14 protein-coding genes and 1 pseudogene are annotated in these 17410 nt (G+C 67.7%); 11 read left to right on the top strand and 4 right to left on the bottom strand.

All coding sequences use genetic code 11. The features are described 5' to 3' along the window. A complete protein-coding gene (locus tag ACESLR_RS00170) occupies nucleotides 1-1215 on the bottom strand; it encodes an EAL and HDOD domain-containing protein (protein ID WP_373024502.1) in 1215 nt (404 codons plus the stop codon). Between the two features lie 75 nt (nucleotides 1216-1290). On the opposite strand from ACESLR_RS00170, the gene ACESLR_RS00165 reads away from it, so the two are divergent. Continuing rightward, the gene (locus ACESLR_RS00165) at nucleotides 1291-1521 is read left to right on the top strand and encodes a DUF6967 family protein (protein WP_373024503.1); all 231 of its coding nucleotides are present in this window, start codon (nucleotides 1291-1293) and stop codon (nucleotides 1519-1521) included. Nucleotides 1522-1675: 154 nt separating this feature from the next. On the opposite strand, the gene rpmG is transcribed toward ACESLR_RS00165, so the two are convergent. The 3 genes and pseudogenes from rpmG to ACESLR_RS00150 all read right to left on the bottom strand — a co-directional run bounded on the left by rpmG (nucleotide 1676) and on the right by ACESLR_RS00150 (nucleotide 3979). Continuing rightward, the gene (gene rpmG, locus ACESLR_RS00160; RefSeq protein WP_017941410.1) at nucleotides 1676-1846 is read right to left on the bottom strand and encodes a 50S ribosomal protein L33; all 171 of its coding nucleotides are present in this window, start codon (nucleotides 1844-1846) and stop codon (nucleotides 1676-1678) included. Nucleotides 1847-1858: 12 nt separating this feature from the next. Further along, complete coding sequence (gene rpmB / locus ACESLR_RS00155; protein WP_018872178.1) at nucleotides 1859-2095, bottom strand: 50S ribosomal protein L28; 237 nt, start codon at nucleotides 2093-2095, stop codon at nucleotides 1859-1861. A 140-nt stretch (nucleotides 2096-2235) separates the two neighbouring features. After that, a pseudogene (locus ACESLR_RS00150) lies at nucleotides 2236-3979 on the bottom strand (putative bifunctional diguanylate cyclase/phosphodiesterase). 184 nt (nucleotides 3980-4163) lie between these two features. Between ACESLR_RS00150 and ACESLR_RS00145 the strand changes: the two are divergent. From ACESLR_RS00145 to pmbA, 10 genes are all read left to right on the top strand, one after another. Beyond that, complete coding sequence (locus ACESLR_RS00145; protein WP_373024505.1) at nucleotides 4164-5057, top strand: LysR family transcriptional regulator; 894 nt, start codon at nucleotides 4164-4166, stop codon at nucleotides 5055-5057. A 42-nt stretch (nucleotides 5058-5099) separates the two neighbouring features. Next, nucleotides 5100-5846, top strand: coding sequence for a type 1 glutamine amidotransferase (locus ACESLR_RS00140; protein WP_373024507.1), 747 nt, complete (start codon nucleotides 5100-5102; stop codon nucleotides 5844-5846). Further along, entirely contained in the window at nucleotides 5843-6331 is a 489-nt protein-coding gene (locus tag ACESLR_RS00135) for a hypothetical protein (RefSeq protein WP_373024508.1), read from the top strand. The genes ACESLR_RS00140 and ACESLR_RS00135 overlap by 4 nt, the downstream gene beginning before the upstream one ends. Next, the gene (locus ACESLR_RS00130) at nucleotides 6328-7425 is read left to right on the top strand and encodes an AI-2E family transporter (RefSeq protein ID WP_373024510.1); all 1098 of its coding nucleotides are present in this window, start codon (nucleotides 6328-6330) and stop codon (nucleotides 7423-7425) included. Before ACESLR_RS00135 ends, ACESLR_RS00130 begins: the two co-directional genes overlap by 4 nt. A gap of 76 nt (nucleotides 7426-7501) precedes the next feature. Continuing rightward, on the top strand, nucleotides 7502-9034 hold the full coding sequence (gene rng, locus ACESLR_RS00125) for a ribonuclease G (RefSeq protein WP_373024511.1): 1533 nt from the start codon (nucleotides 7502-7504) through the stop codon (nucleotides 9032-9034). A 129-nt stretch (nucleotides 9035-9163) separates the two neighbouring features. After that, nucleotides 9164-13093, top strand: a complete 3930-nt coding sequence (locus ACESLR_RS00120) for a YhdP family protein (protein ID WP_373024512.1) — start codon at nucleotides 9164-9166, stop codon at nucleotides 13091-13093. 56 nt (nucleotides 13094-13149) lie between these two features. Beyond that, nucleotides 13150-13980 carry a carbon-nitrogen hydrolase family protein gene (locus ACESLR_RS00115; protein ID WP_373024513.1) on the top strand — a complete coding sequence of 277 codons (831 nt, stop codon included), beginning with the start codon at nucleotides 13150-13152 and terminating at the stop codon, nucleotides 13978-13980. A 152-nt stretch (nucleotides 13981-14132) separates the two neighbouring features. Continuing rightward, nucleotides 14133-15575, top strand: a complete 1443-nt coding sequence (gene tldD / locus ACESLR_RS00110) for a metalloprotease TldD (protein ID WP_373024514.1) — start codon at nucleotides 14133-14135, stop codon at nucleotides 15573-15575. Nucleotides 15576-15617: 42 nt separating this feature from the next. Next, complete coding sequence (locus ACESLR_RS00105) at nucleotides 15618-15881, top strand: hypothetical protein (protein WP_373024515.1); 264 nt, start codon at nucleotides 15618-15620, stop codon at nucleotides 15879-15881. A gap of 89 nt (nucleotides 15882-15970) precedes the next feature. Next, nucleotides 15971-17359: a metalloprotease PmbA gene (gene pmbA, locus ACESLR_RS00100; RefSeq protein WP_373024516.1), complete on the top strand. Its 1389-nt coding sequence runs from the start codon at nucleotides 15971-15973 to the stop codon at nucleotides 17357-17359. The last annotated feature ends 51 nt before the right edge of the window (nucleotides 17360-17410 follow it).

Genomic DNA, 17410 nt, shown 5'->3' with positions numbered 1-17410 from the left:
CTATTCCTCTTCCAGTAACGCGAGCAGATCCTCGGTCCAGCGCACGGCCTCTAGATAGAGGCGGCTGGAGACCGGCGCGGGCACGGGGGTAGGGGCGGGGTCCGGCACAGTGACCGGGCCCTCGAAGGCGTCGATGGTTGCCAGCAGCGGTGCCAGTGGGCCGGTGCTTTCCAGCAGGGCCTGCTCCATCTCGCTGGAGAGGTGCAGCTCGCCCAGGATGCGCCGCAGCGGCACGCCCAGTACGCGATCCAGGCCTGAGAGCATGCCCAGGGTGAAATAGCGTTCGCATTCCTCGGGGGGCAGGTCCAGGGCGCGTGCCATCAGCATGCCCATGCGGGCGCGGATCATGACCTGTTCGAGCCCCTGGGTCTGACCGCCGGAACCGCGCAAGACCATCAGCATGGCGAGGCGCTTGATGCGCCCCTGTCCCAGGCGCAGGATCGCGTCGTGCAGGGAATCGGTCGCGCGCCGGCCGCGGTAGGCCGGGCTGTTGGCGATGCGCAATAGCTGGAGGGCAAGCCCCGGTTCGGCGGCGATCAGGCCCTCCAGCTCTTCCGGCGTGGGGTCGGGCGCCTGCAGCGCCTTCAATAGCCGCAACAGGGCGAGTTCGAGGCTCTCCAGACGCTGGCCTTCGATAACGTGGGGGAAGGACAGGTGAAACCCCTGGAAGAGGCTGAACCCGAGGCGCCGGCAGTGGGCATATGCCTCGGCGGTCTCGACCTTTTCGGCCAGTAGTTCGACGCCGAAGCGACGCAGTTTGGCGACTTCCTCTTCCAGGCGTTCCCCTCCCAGGCTGAGCACGTCCAGCTTGACCAGGTCCGCCAGCTCGACCAGTTCGGCGTGGCTTTCCTGGAACTGGTAGTCATCCAGCGCGATGCGAAACCCCTCGCCCTTCAGCCGGCGCACCGCGGCGATCACCTCGGCATCGATCTCGACATCCTCGAGGATCTCCAGCACCACCTGCTCCGGCGGCAGGCTGGTTATGACCTCGTGCTCGAGAAAGCCGCGCGTCAGGTTGACGAAGGCGAGGTGCTTGCCGACCAGGTGCTCCAGGCCGATGTCGATGAAGGCGCTGCGCAGGAGATCGGAGGTGGCCAGATCGCCGTCGGTGACCGAAGCGGCATCCAGGTGACCCGCGCGGAAGAGGAGTTCGAAGCCGACCAGATTCTCCTGATCGTCGAAGATGGGTTGCCGGCCGACAAAAATTGGTTGCATGCTTGCGCTTGGTCAAGAACGGATGGGCGGCCACGGCTGTGTGAGGCAGGCCGGCTCGGGAGGAACACACGCACCATGGATTCGATCAATGCGCCATTTGGCGAAGTCGTAGAGTTGCGCCAGATCCTGCACGACTCGGGGGTTCCGCTCCTGCGGATTATTATCCGCGATGGCGGACGTTATACCAAAATCGAAGTGGATCCGGCGACGGCGCATCGTTGGGGGCGTGTGATGACGCGCTGGGCAGAGACCGCCGCCGAAGGCAATGACGCGCCCGGGGCGGGCGGGCAGGCCGATCCGGTTTGAGCAAACGCCGAGGCGTCTCGGGTGAGTGCGGTCTGGATCCGGGGTCCTTCGGCCGCGTACATTGCGGAACGCCCACACAGAAAGGGCCCGGCTCCGCGTTCGCGGGCCGGGCCCTTTCATTCCCGTAACCGGGCCATCGTGCTGTAGGGCGCGATTACTTGATCTTGGCTTCCTTGTACATCACGTGTTTGCGGACGACGGGATCAAACTTCTTGATCTCCATCTTCTCGGGCATGTTCCGCTTGTTCTTGGACGTGGTGTAGAAGTGGCCGGTGCCGGCGGAGGACACCAGGCGGATCTTGTCGCGTGCGGACTTGGCAGCCATCGTGAAGCCTCCTTAGATCTTTTCACCGCGGGCACGGCAGTCCGCCAGGACCGCGTCGATGCCGCGCTTGTCGATAATGCGCATGCCCTTGCTGCTGACGCGCAGGCGTACGAAACGGTTCTCGCTCTCCACCCAGAAACGGTGGGAGTGCAGATTGGGCAGGAAGCGCCGCCGCGTCTTGCGGTGGGCGTGCGAAACGTTGTTACCGGTCGCCGGGCGCTTGCCGGTCACCTGACATACTCGGGCCATCGGGGACTCCGGAATTTGGGTCTACCAGAAAGACGGCGGACTATAGCGCAGCACCGGGGGCGGCGCAAGGGATGCCGGGCCGAAAACCGGGGTCTGCGGCCGGAGAATCCGGGGAATGCATGCTTCCGGACTTGTCGCCGTCAGTGGAGGTTCCCCTGGTGACGGTGTTGGCATTGGCCGGATGCGGTCCCCTGCACATGGGCCCAGTCGAGCATCGCGTCGAGCGGCATTGGTCGGGCGATGCCGTGGCCCTGGGCCGCATCGCATCCGTATTCGCGGAGCCGCTCCAGGGTGGCCGCGTCCTCCGCGTCCTCCGCGTCCTCCGCGCCTTCCGCGACGACGTTCAGGCCCAGATCCCGCGCCAGGCTGATGCTGGCGCGGGATCTGGGCGTCGACCGGGTGCCCCAGCATCTGACGCATGAAGGCCTGGTCGATCTTGAGGGTGGTGACGGGCATGCGCTTGAGATAGACGAGCGATGAGTAGCCGGTGCCAAAGTCGTCGATGGCGAGTTCCAGGCCCGCCCCGGTAAGGCGCCGCAGTGCGCGGATTACCTCATCGGGGTCGGCCATCACGGCGGTCTCGGTAAATTCGAGTTCCACCGCGCAGGGCGGCAGGCCGGAGGCGTGGACCTTTTTCAGCAGGTGCTCGGCAAAGAGCGGATCCAGGAAGTTGGGGGCCGAGATGTTCACACTGACCGGCATTTCCAGGCCCTGCGCGCGAAGCCGGGTGATGTCGGCCAGTGCCAGGTCGAGGACCCGGTCCGTGAGGGCGTGGATCAACCCGGTGCGTTCGGCGGGCGGGATGAACGCCCCGGGCGCGATGCGTCCGCGGGTAGGATGCTCCCAGCGCAGCAGGGCCTCGAGACCCATCACGTGCCCGCTCGCGAGCTCGACCTTGGGCTGGTAGTGCAGGTGCAGCTAGCCATCGTAGAGCGCGCTCTGTAGCTAGCCCAGCAGTTCCACCGTGTCCAGGCTGTGGTCGTCGCGGTGCCGGTTGTAACTACGAGAACGGCGGCCGGAGTGGCTGGCCTCGTGCATCGCCATCCAGGCCTTGGTGAGCAGGCGGGTCGGTTCGTCCTGTTCATGGAAAGGAAAGGACGACACGCCCGCGTGGGCGCCGAGATAGACCGGGATATCGAGAACCTCGAACGGGGCCTGCAGGCTGTCGATCGCGCTGCGTGTGACCGCCAGGGCGTCCTTGCGGCTGCGGTGCGGCAGGATCAATGCGAAGTGGTCGTCATGGACGTGGAACAGCGTGGCGCCGGCGGGTGCGGCCACCGCTTGCAGGCGCTGGGTAATGGCACGCAGCAGGGGGCGTTCGGCGGCGAAGCCCAGCGCGCCGATGCTGTCGGGGTAGTTGTCCATCTGCAGGCTGATCACGAACACACGGGTGGCTCGGGCCTCGGGGCGGTCCGCCTCCTGCATCAGTTGGTGCACGTACTGTTCCAGCGATTCGCGGTTCGGCAGGCCGGTTACCGGGTTGTGGTAGGCCTGTTCCAGGAGCCGGTTGGAGTGTCGGCACACGGTGTCGAACAGCCAGCCGGAGAACCCGCCGAGCACGACATAAATGCCCGCGCGCGTAAGCCAGTTCAGGGCGGGCTGGGCGAGCCCGGCGGCGGTGTCCAGCGGCATCAGGGGGCCGAGGACAACGCCCGCCAGGAGCCCGAAGGCCAGGCCGCCCCACAGGCCGAACAGCGCGGCCCCGAGCAGCACCGGAATCAGGATAAAGTTGAGATAGGCGGTGGACGTGCCGCCAGTCTGGTAGACCAGCAGGGCGATCAGGGCCATCAGCACCACTGCACTGGCACCCCCGGCGAGTCGCCAGTGGCCGGGGATTCCCCGTGAGCGTGCATCCGACCAGGCATCGTACGGGGACTGCGGCATACCGGTTTCCCCGGTTTGTGCTGTTGCCTTGAGGACGCTTACGGACCTTGTGGCGTCCGTGGTGGAATTGTCCTTGCAAGGGTGCCGGATGGTTCGCGCGTCGGCGCGGGGTTGCTGTTGCCGGTCGCGGGGGCTTGGTAGCATCCCCGTTCGAACGGATTTCCACTTTATCGGGCGGGGCAGCATGGCCGATCGGCGTTTGCAGGTCTTTCTTACGGTGGCGCGGCTGCTGTCCTTTACCCGGGCCGCCGAGGTGCTGCACATGACGCAGCCCGCGGTGACCTTCCAGGTGCGTCAACTGGAAGAGCAGCTGGACACCCGGTTGTTCGATCGCAATCACAATCGAGTGACACTGACGGACGCCGGCCGCCTGGTTCAACGATATGCCGAGCGCATCTTTGATACCTACGGCGAGCTGGAGGCGGCCCTGCGTGAGCTGAAGGGTGCGGATGGCGGGGCCCTGGTGATTGGAGCCAGTACCACGGTGGCGGAATACATGCTGCCGGCCCTGCTGGGGGCCTTCCGCCGCGAGCATCCGGATATCGGGATCCGCCTGCGCGTCGGCAATACCGAGAGTGTGGTGGTGATGGTCGAGGAGGGGAGCGTGGATCTCGGCATCGTCGAGGCCCCGGTCACCCATCGCAGCCTGCAGGTGCAGCCCTGCCTGGTGGATCAGCTCCGGCTGATTGTGCCGCCGGACCACGAACTGGCAGGGCGCGACACCGCCCAGGTCGCGGATTTCATCGAACGCCCATTCATATGCCGCGAGGAGGGTTCCGGGACCCGCGAGGTCATCATGGAGTACCTTGGGCACGCCGGATACGACCGCAACAGCCTGCGCGGCTGCATGGAACTGGGCAGCTCGGAGGCGATCAAGGGTGCGGTGGTGGCCGGCATGGGGATCTCGGTGTTGTCCGAGGCGGTGGTGGCCAAGGAACTGTCCCTCGGTGACCTGGTGGCGCTCCCGCTTTCGCCGCCGCTGGAACGGCCGATCTCGCTGGTGCACGCGCGGCAGAAGTTCCGCGTGCCCACGCTGGAGGTGCTGATGCAATTCCTGCGTGGGTACTGCACCGGTTAGGCCCGTTCGCCCCGACCCGAATTCAAACAGGATTGACGCGACATGAAGAATTACTGCGTGGTGCAGCATACGTATTCCGAGTTTCTCGGCCTGATCGAGTCGCAGCTGGAAAAACGCGATATCGGGTTCTCCTATTACCGCCCCTTCGTGGGGCAGGACCTGCCGGGATCCGCCGCGCAGTTCGACGGGTTGTGGCTGCTGGGCGGTGCCTGGCCGACCGCGGATCACGAGGAGAATCCCCAGGTCCCCGATGAGCTTTCGCTGATCGATATTTTCCGCCGTTCGAAGCGTCCGGTGGTGGGAATCGGCATGGGCGGGTTGCTCGTGGCCGAGCAGGCCGGCGGCACCGCCCAGGAGGACCCGATGTACCGCGCCCGCTTCGTCACCGCCCACAAGACCGCGGCCGGGCAGGGCGACGAACTGGCGGAGGCCCTGGACGGCCGCCGGGTCCTGCAGCTGGTCAACGGCCGGGTGGACCTGCCGGAGGACGTCCAGCCGGTCCTGGTGGACGACGACGGCGACTGGCTGGCGGTCCGGCCGGACGAACTGACCTATGGCATCCTGTTCCGACCCGAGATGAAGCCCGGGATGCTCGAGGACATCATCATGGAGGCGCGCCACAACCCGCCCCCGAACATGGGTGAGCTCCTGGGCGAGGCGCGCATGGAATGGGGCGAGATGCAGAAGGTGACCGAGGACGTGATCGTGGCCCTGGTGAAGGCGCTGGGCCTGATGCAGGAACGCCGCAAGATGCCGGTGTTCAGCCTGAAGATCGAGGACGAGGGATGATTCCACCGCTCGGCACGGGCAACGACGGGGGCCTGCCCGGTGGGGATCTCGGCTCGGTGCTCGGCGGCGCGCGCAAGAAGGGCCGCGAGGACCCGGCCAGGGCGATCGCCGAGATCGCCGCGCGGCTGTCGCCCGAGGACCAGGCCAGCTTGCTGAAGTTTGCCCGTTTCCTGGAGCAGGAGTCGCCGGCTCCCGCGCCGGAGCCGGTCCCCGAACCGGAACCCATTCCGCGCCCGGAGAACGAGTCGGTGATCAAGGCGATGCGCCGGCTGTCCGCGACCTATCACATGCTGGATCGCTCCAAGCTGCTGAACGAGACCTCGGCCCTGATGGGGCAGCACGTGATGCAGGGGCGCCCGGCGGTGGAGGTGATCGACGAGCTCGAGGTGGTCTTCCGCACCCATTACGAGAAGGCCGTCGCGCAGGATCCCGCGCGACGGGCGGATGCCGGTGACGACCCGGACTCGGGAACGCCCTCGCGATGATCGACATCCTGCGCCAGTGGTACCAGCGTCATTTCACCGACCCGCAGGTGGTGATTCTGGCGTTTCTGCTGCTGGCGGGGTTCCTGATCATCATCTTTGCCGGGCGTATCCTGGCGCCGCTACTGGCCTCGCTAATCATCGCCTACCTGCTGGAGGGGGCGGTGCAAAAGCTCGCGCGCTTCCACATCCCGCGCATCCTCGCCGTGACCTTCGTGCTGCTGGCCTTTCTGGCGCTGACGGTCGCCGCGCTGTTCAGCGTGGTCCCGCTGATGTCGGCCCAGGTGACCCAACTGGTGCGCGAACTGCCGGGCATGATCTCCGAGGGCCAGAACCTGCTGTTGCAGCTCCCCGAGCGCTATCCACAGCTGATTACCGACGATCAGGTGCTTGAGCTGATGGGCGCCATCCGCGCCGAGGCGACCCTGCTGGGGCAGCGCGTGGTGTCGTTCTCGCTGTCTTCGGCGCGGCACATCGTGGACGTGGTGATCTACCTGGTCGTGGTCCCGCTGATGGTGTTCTTCATGCTCAAGGACCGCGACCTGATCCTCGGCTGGGTGCGTGGTTTCATGCCCCGGGATACCCACCTGGCCAGCCAGGTCTGGCGCGAGGTGAACCTGAAGATCGCCAGCTATGTGCGCGGCAAGTTCATCGAGATCGTCATGGTCTGGGCAGTCAGCTTCCTGACCTTCAACTGGTTCGGGCTGGAGTACGCCGTCCTGCTGTCGTTCATGGTGGGCATCTCGGTGATCATCCCGTATATCGGCGCGGCCGTGGTGACCATCCCGGTCGCCGCGGTCGCGTACTTCCAGTTCGGGCTGAGTTCCGAGTTTGCCTGGGTGCTGATTGCCTACGGGGTGATCCAGTTCCTCGACGGCAATGTGCTGGTGCCATTGCTGTTTTCGGAGGTCGTCAACCTGCACCCGGTGGCAATCATCGCCGCGGTGTTCGTGTTCGGCGGCATCTGGGGCCTGTGGGGGGTGTTCTTCGCCATCCCGCTGGCGACCCTGGTACACGCGGTGATTAAGTCCTGGCCACGTGCCCAGCGGCCTCCGCCGGCGGCCGAGACCGACCCGGCGGAAGCCGTCTCGAAGTAGCCGACATCCCGGACCGCCGCCCCGCCCGCGCGCGGGTTTGGCGGTCTGCCCGTGAAATCAAGAACAAGAAGAGCGCATGACCGGAACCGAGATCCTGATGAACGTGACGCCCCAAGAGAGCCGCGTGGCCCTGGTGGAAAATGGCGTCCTGACCGAGCTGCACCTGGAACGTACCCACCGCCGCGGCATCGTGGGCAATATCTACAAGGGCCGGGTGGTGCGCGTGCTGCCGGGCATGGACGCGGCCTTCGTGGATATCGGGCTGGAGCGCACGGCCTTCCTGCATGCCTCCGACGTGGCCCCGGTGGAGCGCGAGGAGCTCAATGGCCAGGGCATCTCCACGGGGACATCGCCCGCGGGCAATGGCAACGGAAACGGTGCGCCGGCCCCCGCGGCCCGCGAGGGCATCCGCGAGCTGCTGCGCGACGGGCAGGAGATTCTGGTGCAGGCGGTCAAGGATCCGCTCGGCTCCAAGGGCGCGCGCCTGACGACCTACATCACGCTGCCATCGCGCAACCTGGTGCTGATGCCGAACCAGTCCAACGTCGGCGTGAGCACGCGCATCGAGGACGAGGGTGTGCGCGCACGGCTGCGCGAGTCCATCGAGCAGCTGCGCGACGAACTGGCGCCCCAGCACGGCTTTATCGTGCGCACCGCCGCGGAATTGGCGGACTACGAGGCGATGTACAACGACACGGCTTTCCTGAAGAAGGTCTGGGACGGCCTGCAGGAGCGGGCCGCCGGGGCGCCGCCGGGGACCGAGGTCTACGTCGACCTGCCGCTGGTCGAGCGTATCCTGCGCGACATGGTGGGTGTGGATATCGAGCGCATCCGTATCGACTCGCGCGAGACCTATCAGAAGGTCTGTGGCTTCGTGGAGCGCTACCTGCCGGAGTTGATCGGCCGCATCGAACATTATCCGGGCGAGCGCCCGATCTTCGACCTGTTCAACGTCGAGGAGGAGATCCATCGTGCCCTGGAGCGCAAGGTGGAACTGAAATCCGGCGGCTACTTGATCTTCGATCAGACCGAGGCGATGACCACCGTCGACATCAATACCGGTGGCTTCGTCGGGCATCGCAAGCTCGAGGAGACCATCTTCAAGACCAACCTGGAGGCGGCCCAGGCGATCGGTCGCCAGCTGCGCCTGCGCAATCTGGGCGGAATCATCATCATCGATTTCATCGACATGCAGGACGACGAGCACAAGCGCCAGGTGATCCGCGCGCTGGAAAAGGCCCTGGAACGCGATCACGTGAAGACGCAGATCTGCGATGTCTCGCCGCTGGGGCTGGTGGAGATGACCCGCAAGCGCACCCGAGAGAGCCTAGAACACCAGATGTGCGAGCCGTGTCAGGTTTGCGGCGGGCGTGGCTACCTGAAATCGGCGGAGACGGTGTGCTACGAGCTGTTTCGCGAGATCCTGCGCGAAGTGCGTCAGTACGACGCGCGCGAGTTGCGGGTGCTCGCGTCGCAGAACGTGATCGACCTGCTGCTGGACGAGGAATCCGCCGCGCTGGCGGAACTGCAGAGCTTCGTCGGCATCCCCATCCGCTTCCAGGTGGAGACGCTCTACACTCAGGAACAGTTCGACGTGGTTTTCGTCTGAACCAGGGGGATCTGGCCCCCGTCTCCATCCGGGAGGGAGCGACGCCAAGGTGAAACACACGTGCGGACCCAGCAAGGATCGGGGTCCCGGTCGGCCGGACGGGCCGCGTCGTGACCGGGCGCGGGGAAAATGAGCATCCGCGCACGCAATGTGCGGGTGACGCTGGGGGTGCTCCTGGCCCTGGCGCTCACCCTGATGATCGCGGTCCTCGCATTGCGCCTGGCACTGCCCCACTGGGACGGGCTGCATGCGTGGGTGGAGAAAACCGCCAGCGAGCAGCTGGAGCGCGAGGTCACGGCGGCGGGTATCGAGCTGGGCTGGGCCGGCTGGTCGCCGGCGCTCGTGGCACAGGACGTGCGAGTCGAAATGCCGGGCGGCGAGCCCGTCCCCATTGATCGCCTCGGGGTCTCCCTGAGCGCCGGGGCCAGCCTGCGCAGCCGCCATCTGGCCTTCGCCGTGCGAATCGAGGGTGTGGAACTGCGGCTGGTGCGCCACACCGACGGCCAGTTTTCCCTCCACGGTCGCGAGGTTGGCATGGGAGAGGGACGACTGCTCACGTTCCCCGTGGCGCAGTGGCCCGACGTCGAGGCGGAGGGAATCCGGCTGGTCTGGGAGGACCGTGGCGCCGGCCTCGAGTCCGCCGCGCGGCTGGATCGGGCGGCCATGCGAACCGCCCATGACGGGTCGCTGCGGCTTTATCTGGAAGGCGCTCTGGATGCCGGCGGACCGGGTGTGGGCGGATCATTCGAACTGGGTGTGCAGGCCCCAGCGGCGGATCTGCGCGACGCGCGTTTCTTCCTGCGGGCCGACGCACTCGAACTGTCCGCCTGGCAGCCGTGGCTCGCCTACCTCGGCTGGCCTGCCCCCGAGGGTTCGGCCTCGCTGCGCCTGTGGGGCGCCCTCGCGGACGGACGCATGGCCTGGCTCAGAGGGGATCACGAGACCATCCTGAACCTGGCCGGAGAACCGGTGGGGCCGGCTATCGGTCATCGTTTCGACTGGCGCGTGCGCGACGGCCGGCACCAGTCGTCCTGGAGCGGTACCCACCCGGGCTCGGGTGATTTGCGCCTGGCGTACCGTCTGGAGGGCGAACCGCGTGCGCTGGTGGTGGATGCGGTGGAACTGGCAGCGCGGGACGTGGACGTCGAGCCCTATGCGCCCCTGCTGACGCTTCTGCGTGAGGCGGCACCCGAGCTGGCCGGGCGCATCGCCGAGCTGCATCCGCGCGGCACTCTGGACCTCGCCCGCTTCGAGGCGCGGCGCGAGGAGGGGCGCCTGAAGCCGGTCTGGGCCGAAGCCGACGTGCGCGATCTAGGCTGGCGCGCGGCCGATCACGGCCTTGGTGTGCAGGGGGCCGCCGGCTATCTGCAGTGGCGCCGCGGCGGTGTGGAGCTGCTGCTGGACAGCCGCGGCCTGCAAGTCGATGTCCCGCGCGTGCTGGCCGATCCGGTCATTTTGGACAGCGCGCGCGGCCGGCTGCGCGCCGAGCGCGACGACGCGGGTCACTGGCGTCTGGCCGGGGAGGGCCTGCATGCCGCCAATGACGATGCCGCGGTTCGGGGCCGGTTGCGGATGCGGCTGGACGGCCACGAGGCGGGCCCCCGGGTGGACTTCGCCATGGACATCCTGCGTGCCGACGGCGAGCGCGCCGCACGTTACCTGCCGTTGTACCACCTGCCGGAGAACGCCTATCAGTGGCTGGTGGACAGCATCGTCAGCGGTATCTCCACGGGCGGCGGCATGGTTTACCGCGGGCGCGGGAAGGACTTCCCGTTCGCCGGTGACGAGGGCGTGTTCGATCTCTGGGCGGATGTCGAGGGAGGTGTCCTCGACTACCAGGAGGACTGGCCGCGGGCCGAGGACCTCGCGGGCCGGCTCCAGTTCCACAACGCGAGCTTCCGGGCCGAGGGGGCGCGCGGACGCATCTTCGACACCGATATCCGCGATACCCGGATCGGGATCGAGGATATGGAGGATGCCGTCCTCGAGCTGGAGGGTGTGGCCGAGGGCGATGCTTCGGATCTGCTGACCTATCTGCGGGAGGCGGGTCTGCTGGAGGACGCGGCCGAACTGCGCGACCAGGCCCGCTTGGATGGCCCCTTCCGGCTGGGGCTCTCCCTGACCCTGCCGCTGCAGGAAGGACGGCTGGACGAGACCCGCGTTGCCGGGGACGTGGACCTGCGGGGCACCCGCGCCGAGGTCCCGGGCTGGCCCGCGGTGCTGGAGGCCGTGGACGGTCGGGTTCGGTTCGATACCCGCGACCGTATCGTCGCCGAGGAGGTCTCGGCACGGGTCCATGGCGAGGCCGTGACCGTGGGGGCGGACTGGCCACTCGATGGTGAGACCGCGCGGCTGACGGCGCGCGGTGAGCAACCCCTGGACCCGTGGCTGGAGGACTATCCGGAGCTGGCCCGCTATCTGGATGGTTCGGCGCACTGGGAGGCCCAGCTACGCCTCGGCCCGGCGGTGGACGGTGTACGGCTGGATCTCGGGTCGGATCTGGTCGGGGTTGCGATCGACTGGCCGGCGCCGATCGGCAAGCCCGCGGAGGAGGCCCGCGGGCTGGAGGTGACCCTCCCGCTGGGGCATGACGGCGCTGGCATCGGCCACCTGACACTGGGATCAGTCCTGCGGGCCCACATGCGCCTATCGCCGACGGCCGCACCCGAGGATCCGGCGGTCCGCGGTGCCGAGCCCCGTACGGCCGTGCGCGGGATGGGGCTGCAGGCCATGGCCCTGGAGATCGGTGCTCCCCGGGCCAGTCCCCTGGCCCTGCCGGGGTCCGGTGTCTCGGTACGCGCCGGCCTGCCCGAGCTGGATGCGGGGGCGTGGCTGGAGGCCCTGCGCGAGGCGCCCTGGGGCGGTGAGATGGACTTGGGAACGGTTGGCGAGGATGACGGCGAGGGGGATGGAGCGGTGGCGTTGAGCCGCCTGGAACTGGATATCCGCGAGCGCATCCGCTGGGGCGAGCGGGAGTTCCCCGGTGTGCGCTTCCTGGGCCGGCGCGGGGATGCCGGCTGGGATCTGGAAGTGGCCTCCGACTGGCTGGCGGGCGAGGCGCGCTGGCGGCCGATGGCGGCGGGGGGGCGAGACCGCTGGCAGGTGCATCTGAACCGCCTGATCCTGGAGGACCTTGAGTGGAACGGAGCCGCGGATCCCGATCCGGGGGTGAAGCCGGTCGCGGAAGGGACATTCGAGGACCCGAGGATATGGCCGGCGGTGGACCTGACGCTCGACAGCCTGGCGCTGGGGGATTACCGTTTCGCGGACATCGAAATGGGGCTGGAGCCGCAGACGGAAGGACTGGTCATCCGGGAACTGGAGCTGCGGGCCCCGGAGGGCGACCTGCACGCGGATACCGTCGGGGCCTGGCAAGTGAACGCCGATGGTCTGCCGGAGACGCGCCTGGACGCGACCCTGTCCGGCGATGACTGGGGTGCCGCGATGCGCTCGGCGGGGCTCTCGCAGGCCCTGTCCGGCGGCTCTGGAGAGGGCTCGCTGTCGCTGACCTGGCCGGGGCCGCTGTATGCGCCACGGCTTGCGCAACTGGCGGGCTCCATGGATCTGGCACTGGAGGACGGGCGCTTGGCGGATGTGGAGCCGGGGGCCGGGCGCCTGCTGGGGCTGGTCAGCCTGGATGTGCTGCCGCGCCGGCTGCGGCTGGATTTCCGCGATCTGTTCACCGAGGGCCTGACCTTCGGAGAGCTGACTGCGGAGGCCACCCTGCGCGACGGGGATCTCTACGTGCCGACCCTGCGCATGGAGGGACCGTCGGCGCGGGTGCGCCTGAGTGGGCGCACCGGGCTGGTGGCGCGCGATTACGATCACGAGATCGTGGTCGTCCCCAGCCTGCGCACCGCGCTCCCGATCGTCGGGGCGCTGGTGGGCGGGCCCGTGACCGGTGTCGCGGTGCTGCTTGCGGAACGTGTGCTGGGGATTGGCGATCAGATAGAAGAGGCGGCCCGTGTAGTGTACGCGGTGACGGGCCCTTGGGATGACCCGCAGGTGCGTGTGCTGGTACAGCCGGTCACGGACCCCGACGGGGCCGACAACGATTGACACCCGGCAGGGCTTCGGCTGCCCTGGCCGGTCTCGCAACGGACGAGCGGAGCAACATGACTCAGGTAGCGGCCATCCAGATGGCCTCCGGACCCCAGCCCCAGGCGAATCTGCTGGAGGCGAAGCGATTGCTGCAGGAGGCCGCCGACAAGGGCGCGTGCCTGGCCGTGCTGCCGGAGAACTTCGCCTTCATGGGTATGCAGGAAACCGGTGTCCTCGAGATCGCTGAGGTTGCCGACGGCGCCGGGCCGTTACAGGCATTCCTGGCGGAGCAGGCCCGGCGATTGGGGCTGTGGATCGTCGGCGGAACCATCCCGTTGCAGACGAAGGACGGCAAGCGTGCGCGCTCGGCCTGTCTGGTGTTCGACGATCAGGGGCAGCAGGTGGCGCGCTACGACAAGATCCACCTGTTTGATGTGCGTCTGCCCGACAGCACCGAGGCCTACACCGAGTCGAAGGTCTTCGAGAGCGGTGACCGCGTGGTGGTCGTGGATACCCCGGTGGGGCGCATGGGCCTGGCGATCTGCTACGACCTGCGCTTCCCCGAGCTGTTCCGGGCACTGCTGGACCAGGGCGCGGAATGGGTGGCCCTGCCGGCGGCCTTCACCGCGCAGACCGGACAGGCACACTGGGATGTCCTGCTGCGGGCCCGTGCCATCGAGAACCAGTACTACATGCTCTCCGCGGCCCAGGGTGGTTTCCATGTGAACGGCCGCGAGACCTTCGGACACAGCGCCCTGGTGGACCCCTGGGGGCGCGTGGTGGGGCAGCTGCAGCGCAATCCCGGGGTGCTGGTAGCCAATCTGGACCATACTCAGGCCGAGCGCATCCGCAACAGCTTCCCGGCGGTTGAGCACCGCCGCCTGCCGTGCCCCGGAACCACATGATGGCCTTGCGATTGGCCGTGGCGCTGGATAAACCCGCAACGCCCGCGCGCTTGAAAGCGCGAGCGGTGCCCCAAGCTCCATACTGAATGGCCGAACACCGTTCCGTCCTCACTCAGGGGGGACGACGGATCTCCGGAACCCAAGAGGACTCCATGATCGACCGCCTTGCGCAACAGACCCTGCTCGACCCCGCCGGTCTCGGCGACAGCGAGCTGAGCACCCTTCTGGGCACCACCTTCGGTCACGGTATCGATGGGGGGGACTGCTACTTCCAGTTCGCCAGCCAGGAAGGCTGGTCGCTGGAGGATGGCATCGTGAAATCCGCCAGCTTCAATATCGAGCGCGGGGTCGGTATCCGCGTGGTGCGCGGCGAGCAGACCGGGTTCGCCTACTCCGACGACATCGCGATGCCGGCCATGCTGGAGGCCGCGAAGACCGCGCGCAGCATCGCCAGCGCCGGCCAGAGCGGGCGCATCGCGGTGGCGTCGCGTTCGCCCTCGTGCCCGGCGCTTTATGCCCCCGACAACCCGCTGGATTCGCTCGGCGAGCAGGCGAAGATCGATCTCCTCAAGGAAGTGGACGCCGTCGCCCGCGCCGAGGATTCCCGCGTGACCCAGGTGATGTGTTCGCTGGCCGGGGTACACGAGGTTGTGCTGGTGCTCAACGCCCGTGGCGAAATGACCACTGATGTGCGTCCGCTGGTGCGCCTGAATGTGCAGGTCATCGTCGAGCAGGGCGGCCGGCGCGAGTCCGGTACGTCCGGTGGTGGCGGTCGCTTCGGCTACCAGTACTTCCGGGAGGAGGGTCGTGCCGCCGGCTATGCCCGCGAGGCGGTGCGCCAGGCCCTGGTGAACCTTGAGGCACGCGAGGCCCCGGCCGGCACCATGAAGGTGGTGCTGGGCCCCGGCTGGCCGGGCGTGCTGCTGCACGAGGCCATTGGCCACGGGCTGGAGGGGGATTTCAACCGCAAGGGGACCTCGGCGTTCTCCGGGCGCGTCGGCGAACAGGTGGCGGCCCGGGGCATCACCATTGTCGACGACGGCACCCTGGAGGGTCGTCGCGGATCGCTGAATGTCGACGACGAGGGCAACCCGACCCAGCAAACCGTGCTGATCGAGGACGGCGTGCTGCGTGGCTACATGCAGGACGAGATGAACGCCCGGCTGATGGGTACGGGCTCGACTGGCAATGGCCGCCGCGAGTCCTATGCCCGGCTCCCGATGCCGCGCATGACCAATACCTACATGCTCGGGGGCGACGCTGATCCGGAGGAGATCCTGGCCTCGGTGGACGATGGCCTGTACGCGGTCAACTTTGGCGGTGGCCAGGTGGATATCACCTCCGGCAAGTTCGTGTTTTCCGCTTCGGAGGCCTACCGGGTGGAGAACGGCAAGGTGACGTACCCGGTCAAGGGTGCGACCCTGATCGGGAATGGTCCGGATGTCCTGACTCGGGTGTCCATGATCGGGAACGACATGAAGCTCGATTCCGGCATCGGCACCTGCGGCAAGGAGGGCCAGGGCGTGCCGGTCGGCGTGGGGCAGCCCACGCTTCGCATTGATGGCATGACCGTGGGCGGTACCCAGGCGGCCTGACGGGCGCGGCACCGGAAAAAAGGGCGACAAGGAGGCAGCAGAATGAATCTCGATTTCCTTGAACAGGAACGTTCCCTGCCGGAAGGGAACGGCCACGACAAGATCGTGCAGTGGCATGTCTTCCGTGCGCGTGAAAAGGCCGAGCAATTCGCCCACCACATCGAGCTGGGCGAAGGCCAGGACCTGGTGGGCGGCTGGACGCGCGACAGCGTCGGCATGCTCTACTGGGTCGGCGTGCACGTCGACGACATGGAGCGCTGGGGCAACGCCGGCGCGGTCCACAAGCACGGCACCCGGTTCGACTAGAAGGCCCTCGACCGGTCCCCGCCCGGGCCATACGGCCCGGGGCCTTTTCCTCAAGATCCCCGATCAGCCATCGAGTAGCGGAACCCTGCATGAGTACATCTCCCGAACGCGCGATCCCGGAACCCGTGTCCCAGGAAGGCGAGGTCCAGGCCCTGTCCCATTCGCCGGAGTCCCTCCAGGCGCGGGTGCAGCGCACGCTGGAGGCCGCGCGCGAGCGCGGTGCCTCGGGCGTCCAGACCGTGGTCAGCCACAGCGTCGGCCTGGAGCTGGGCGTGCGCAAGGGCGAGATCGAGACGCTCGAGCACGAGCGCGACCAGAGCCTTTCGCTGATCGTCTATATCGGCCAATCCAAGGGCGCTGCCTCCACCACCGATTTCAGCGACCAGGCCCTGATCGACACGGTCGAGGCGGCCTGCCGCATTGCCCGCTATACCGAGCCGGACCCGTACGCCGGGATGCCCGACCCCGCGTTCAAGGCGGCCGACTGGGATGACCTCGATCTGGACCACCCGTGGGATTGCGGCGCCGCTGATGCCACCGAGCTGGCGCGTGCCATTGAGGCCGCCGGATTCGCGGCCGACGAGCGCATCGAGAACTCCGAGGGTGCCAGTATCAGTACCCGGCGCGCGATCGCCTTTCTCGGTGACAGCCAGGGGTTCATGGGCGGTTATCGCAGCACGCGCCACTCGCTGTCCTGCGCGCTGGTGGCCCGCAATGCTGCCGGCATGCAGCGCGACTATGCCTACACTGTCGCGCGGCACGCGGATGACCTGATCGCCGCCGAGCAGGTCGGTCGCGAGGCCGCCGAGCGCACCGTGCGCCGGCTGGGCGGGCGCAAGCTGTCCACCCGTAACTGTCCGGTGCTGTTCGCGCCGGAGATGGCGCGCACGCTGATTGGCAGCTTCACCCGTGCGATCTCCGGTCCGGCGCAGTACCGCGAGAGCTCGTTCCTGCTGAACGCCGTCGGCGAGACAGTGTTCCCCGCCTGGATGCAGATCGAGGAGTGCCCGCTGACCCCGCGCGCGCTGGGTAGCGCGCCCTTTGATGGCGAGGGCGTGCGCACCCGCAACCGCCCCCTGATCGCCGACGGCGTGCTGCAAAGTTACACCCTCGACAGTTACGCGGCGCGCCGTCTCGGGCTCGAGACCACCGGCAACGCCGGTGGGGCGCGCAATGTGACCGTGGCCCCGGGTGACAAGGACTTCGCCTCCCTGCTGGCGGAGATGGGGACCGGGTTCCTCGTCACCGAGTTGATCGGCCAGGGGGTGAACATGGTCACCGGCGACTACTCGCGGGGGGCGGCCGGTTTCTGGGTGGAGAACGGCGAGCTGCAGTACCCGGTGGAGGAGATCACCATCGCCGGCAACCTGAAGGACATGTTCCAGCGGATGGCGGCCGTGGGCACCGACGTCGACCGCCGCGGCAACATCCACACCGGTTCCATCTTGGTCGAGTCCATGACGGTCGCCGGCGACTGAACAGCCCCTGGTCGTCCGGCTTCGCCGCAGACGCAGGCGACCGATTCCCCC

The sequence above is a fragment of the Thioalkalivibrio sp. genome, from assembly GCF_041685615.1.
Lineage (GTDB): Bacteria > Pseudomonadota > Gammaproteobacteria > Ectothiorhodospirales > Ectothiorhodospiraceae > Thioalkalivibrio.
This window is presented reverse-complemented; position numbering and strand designations above follow the sequence as displayed.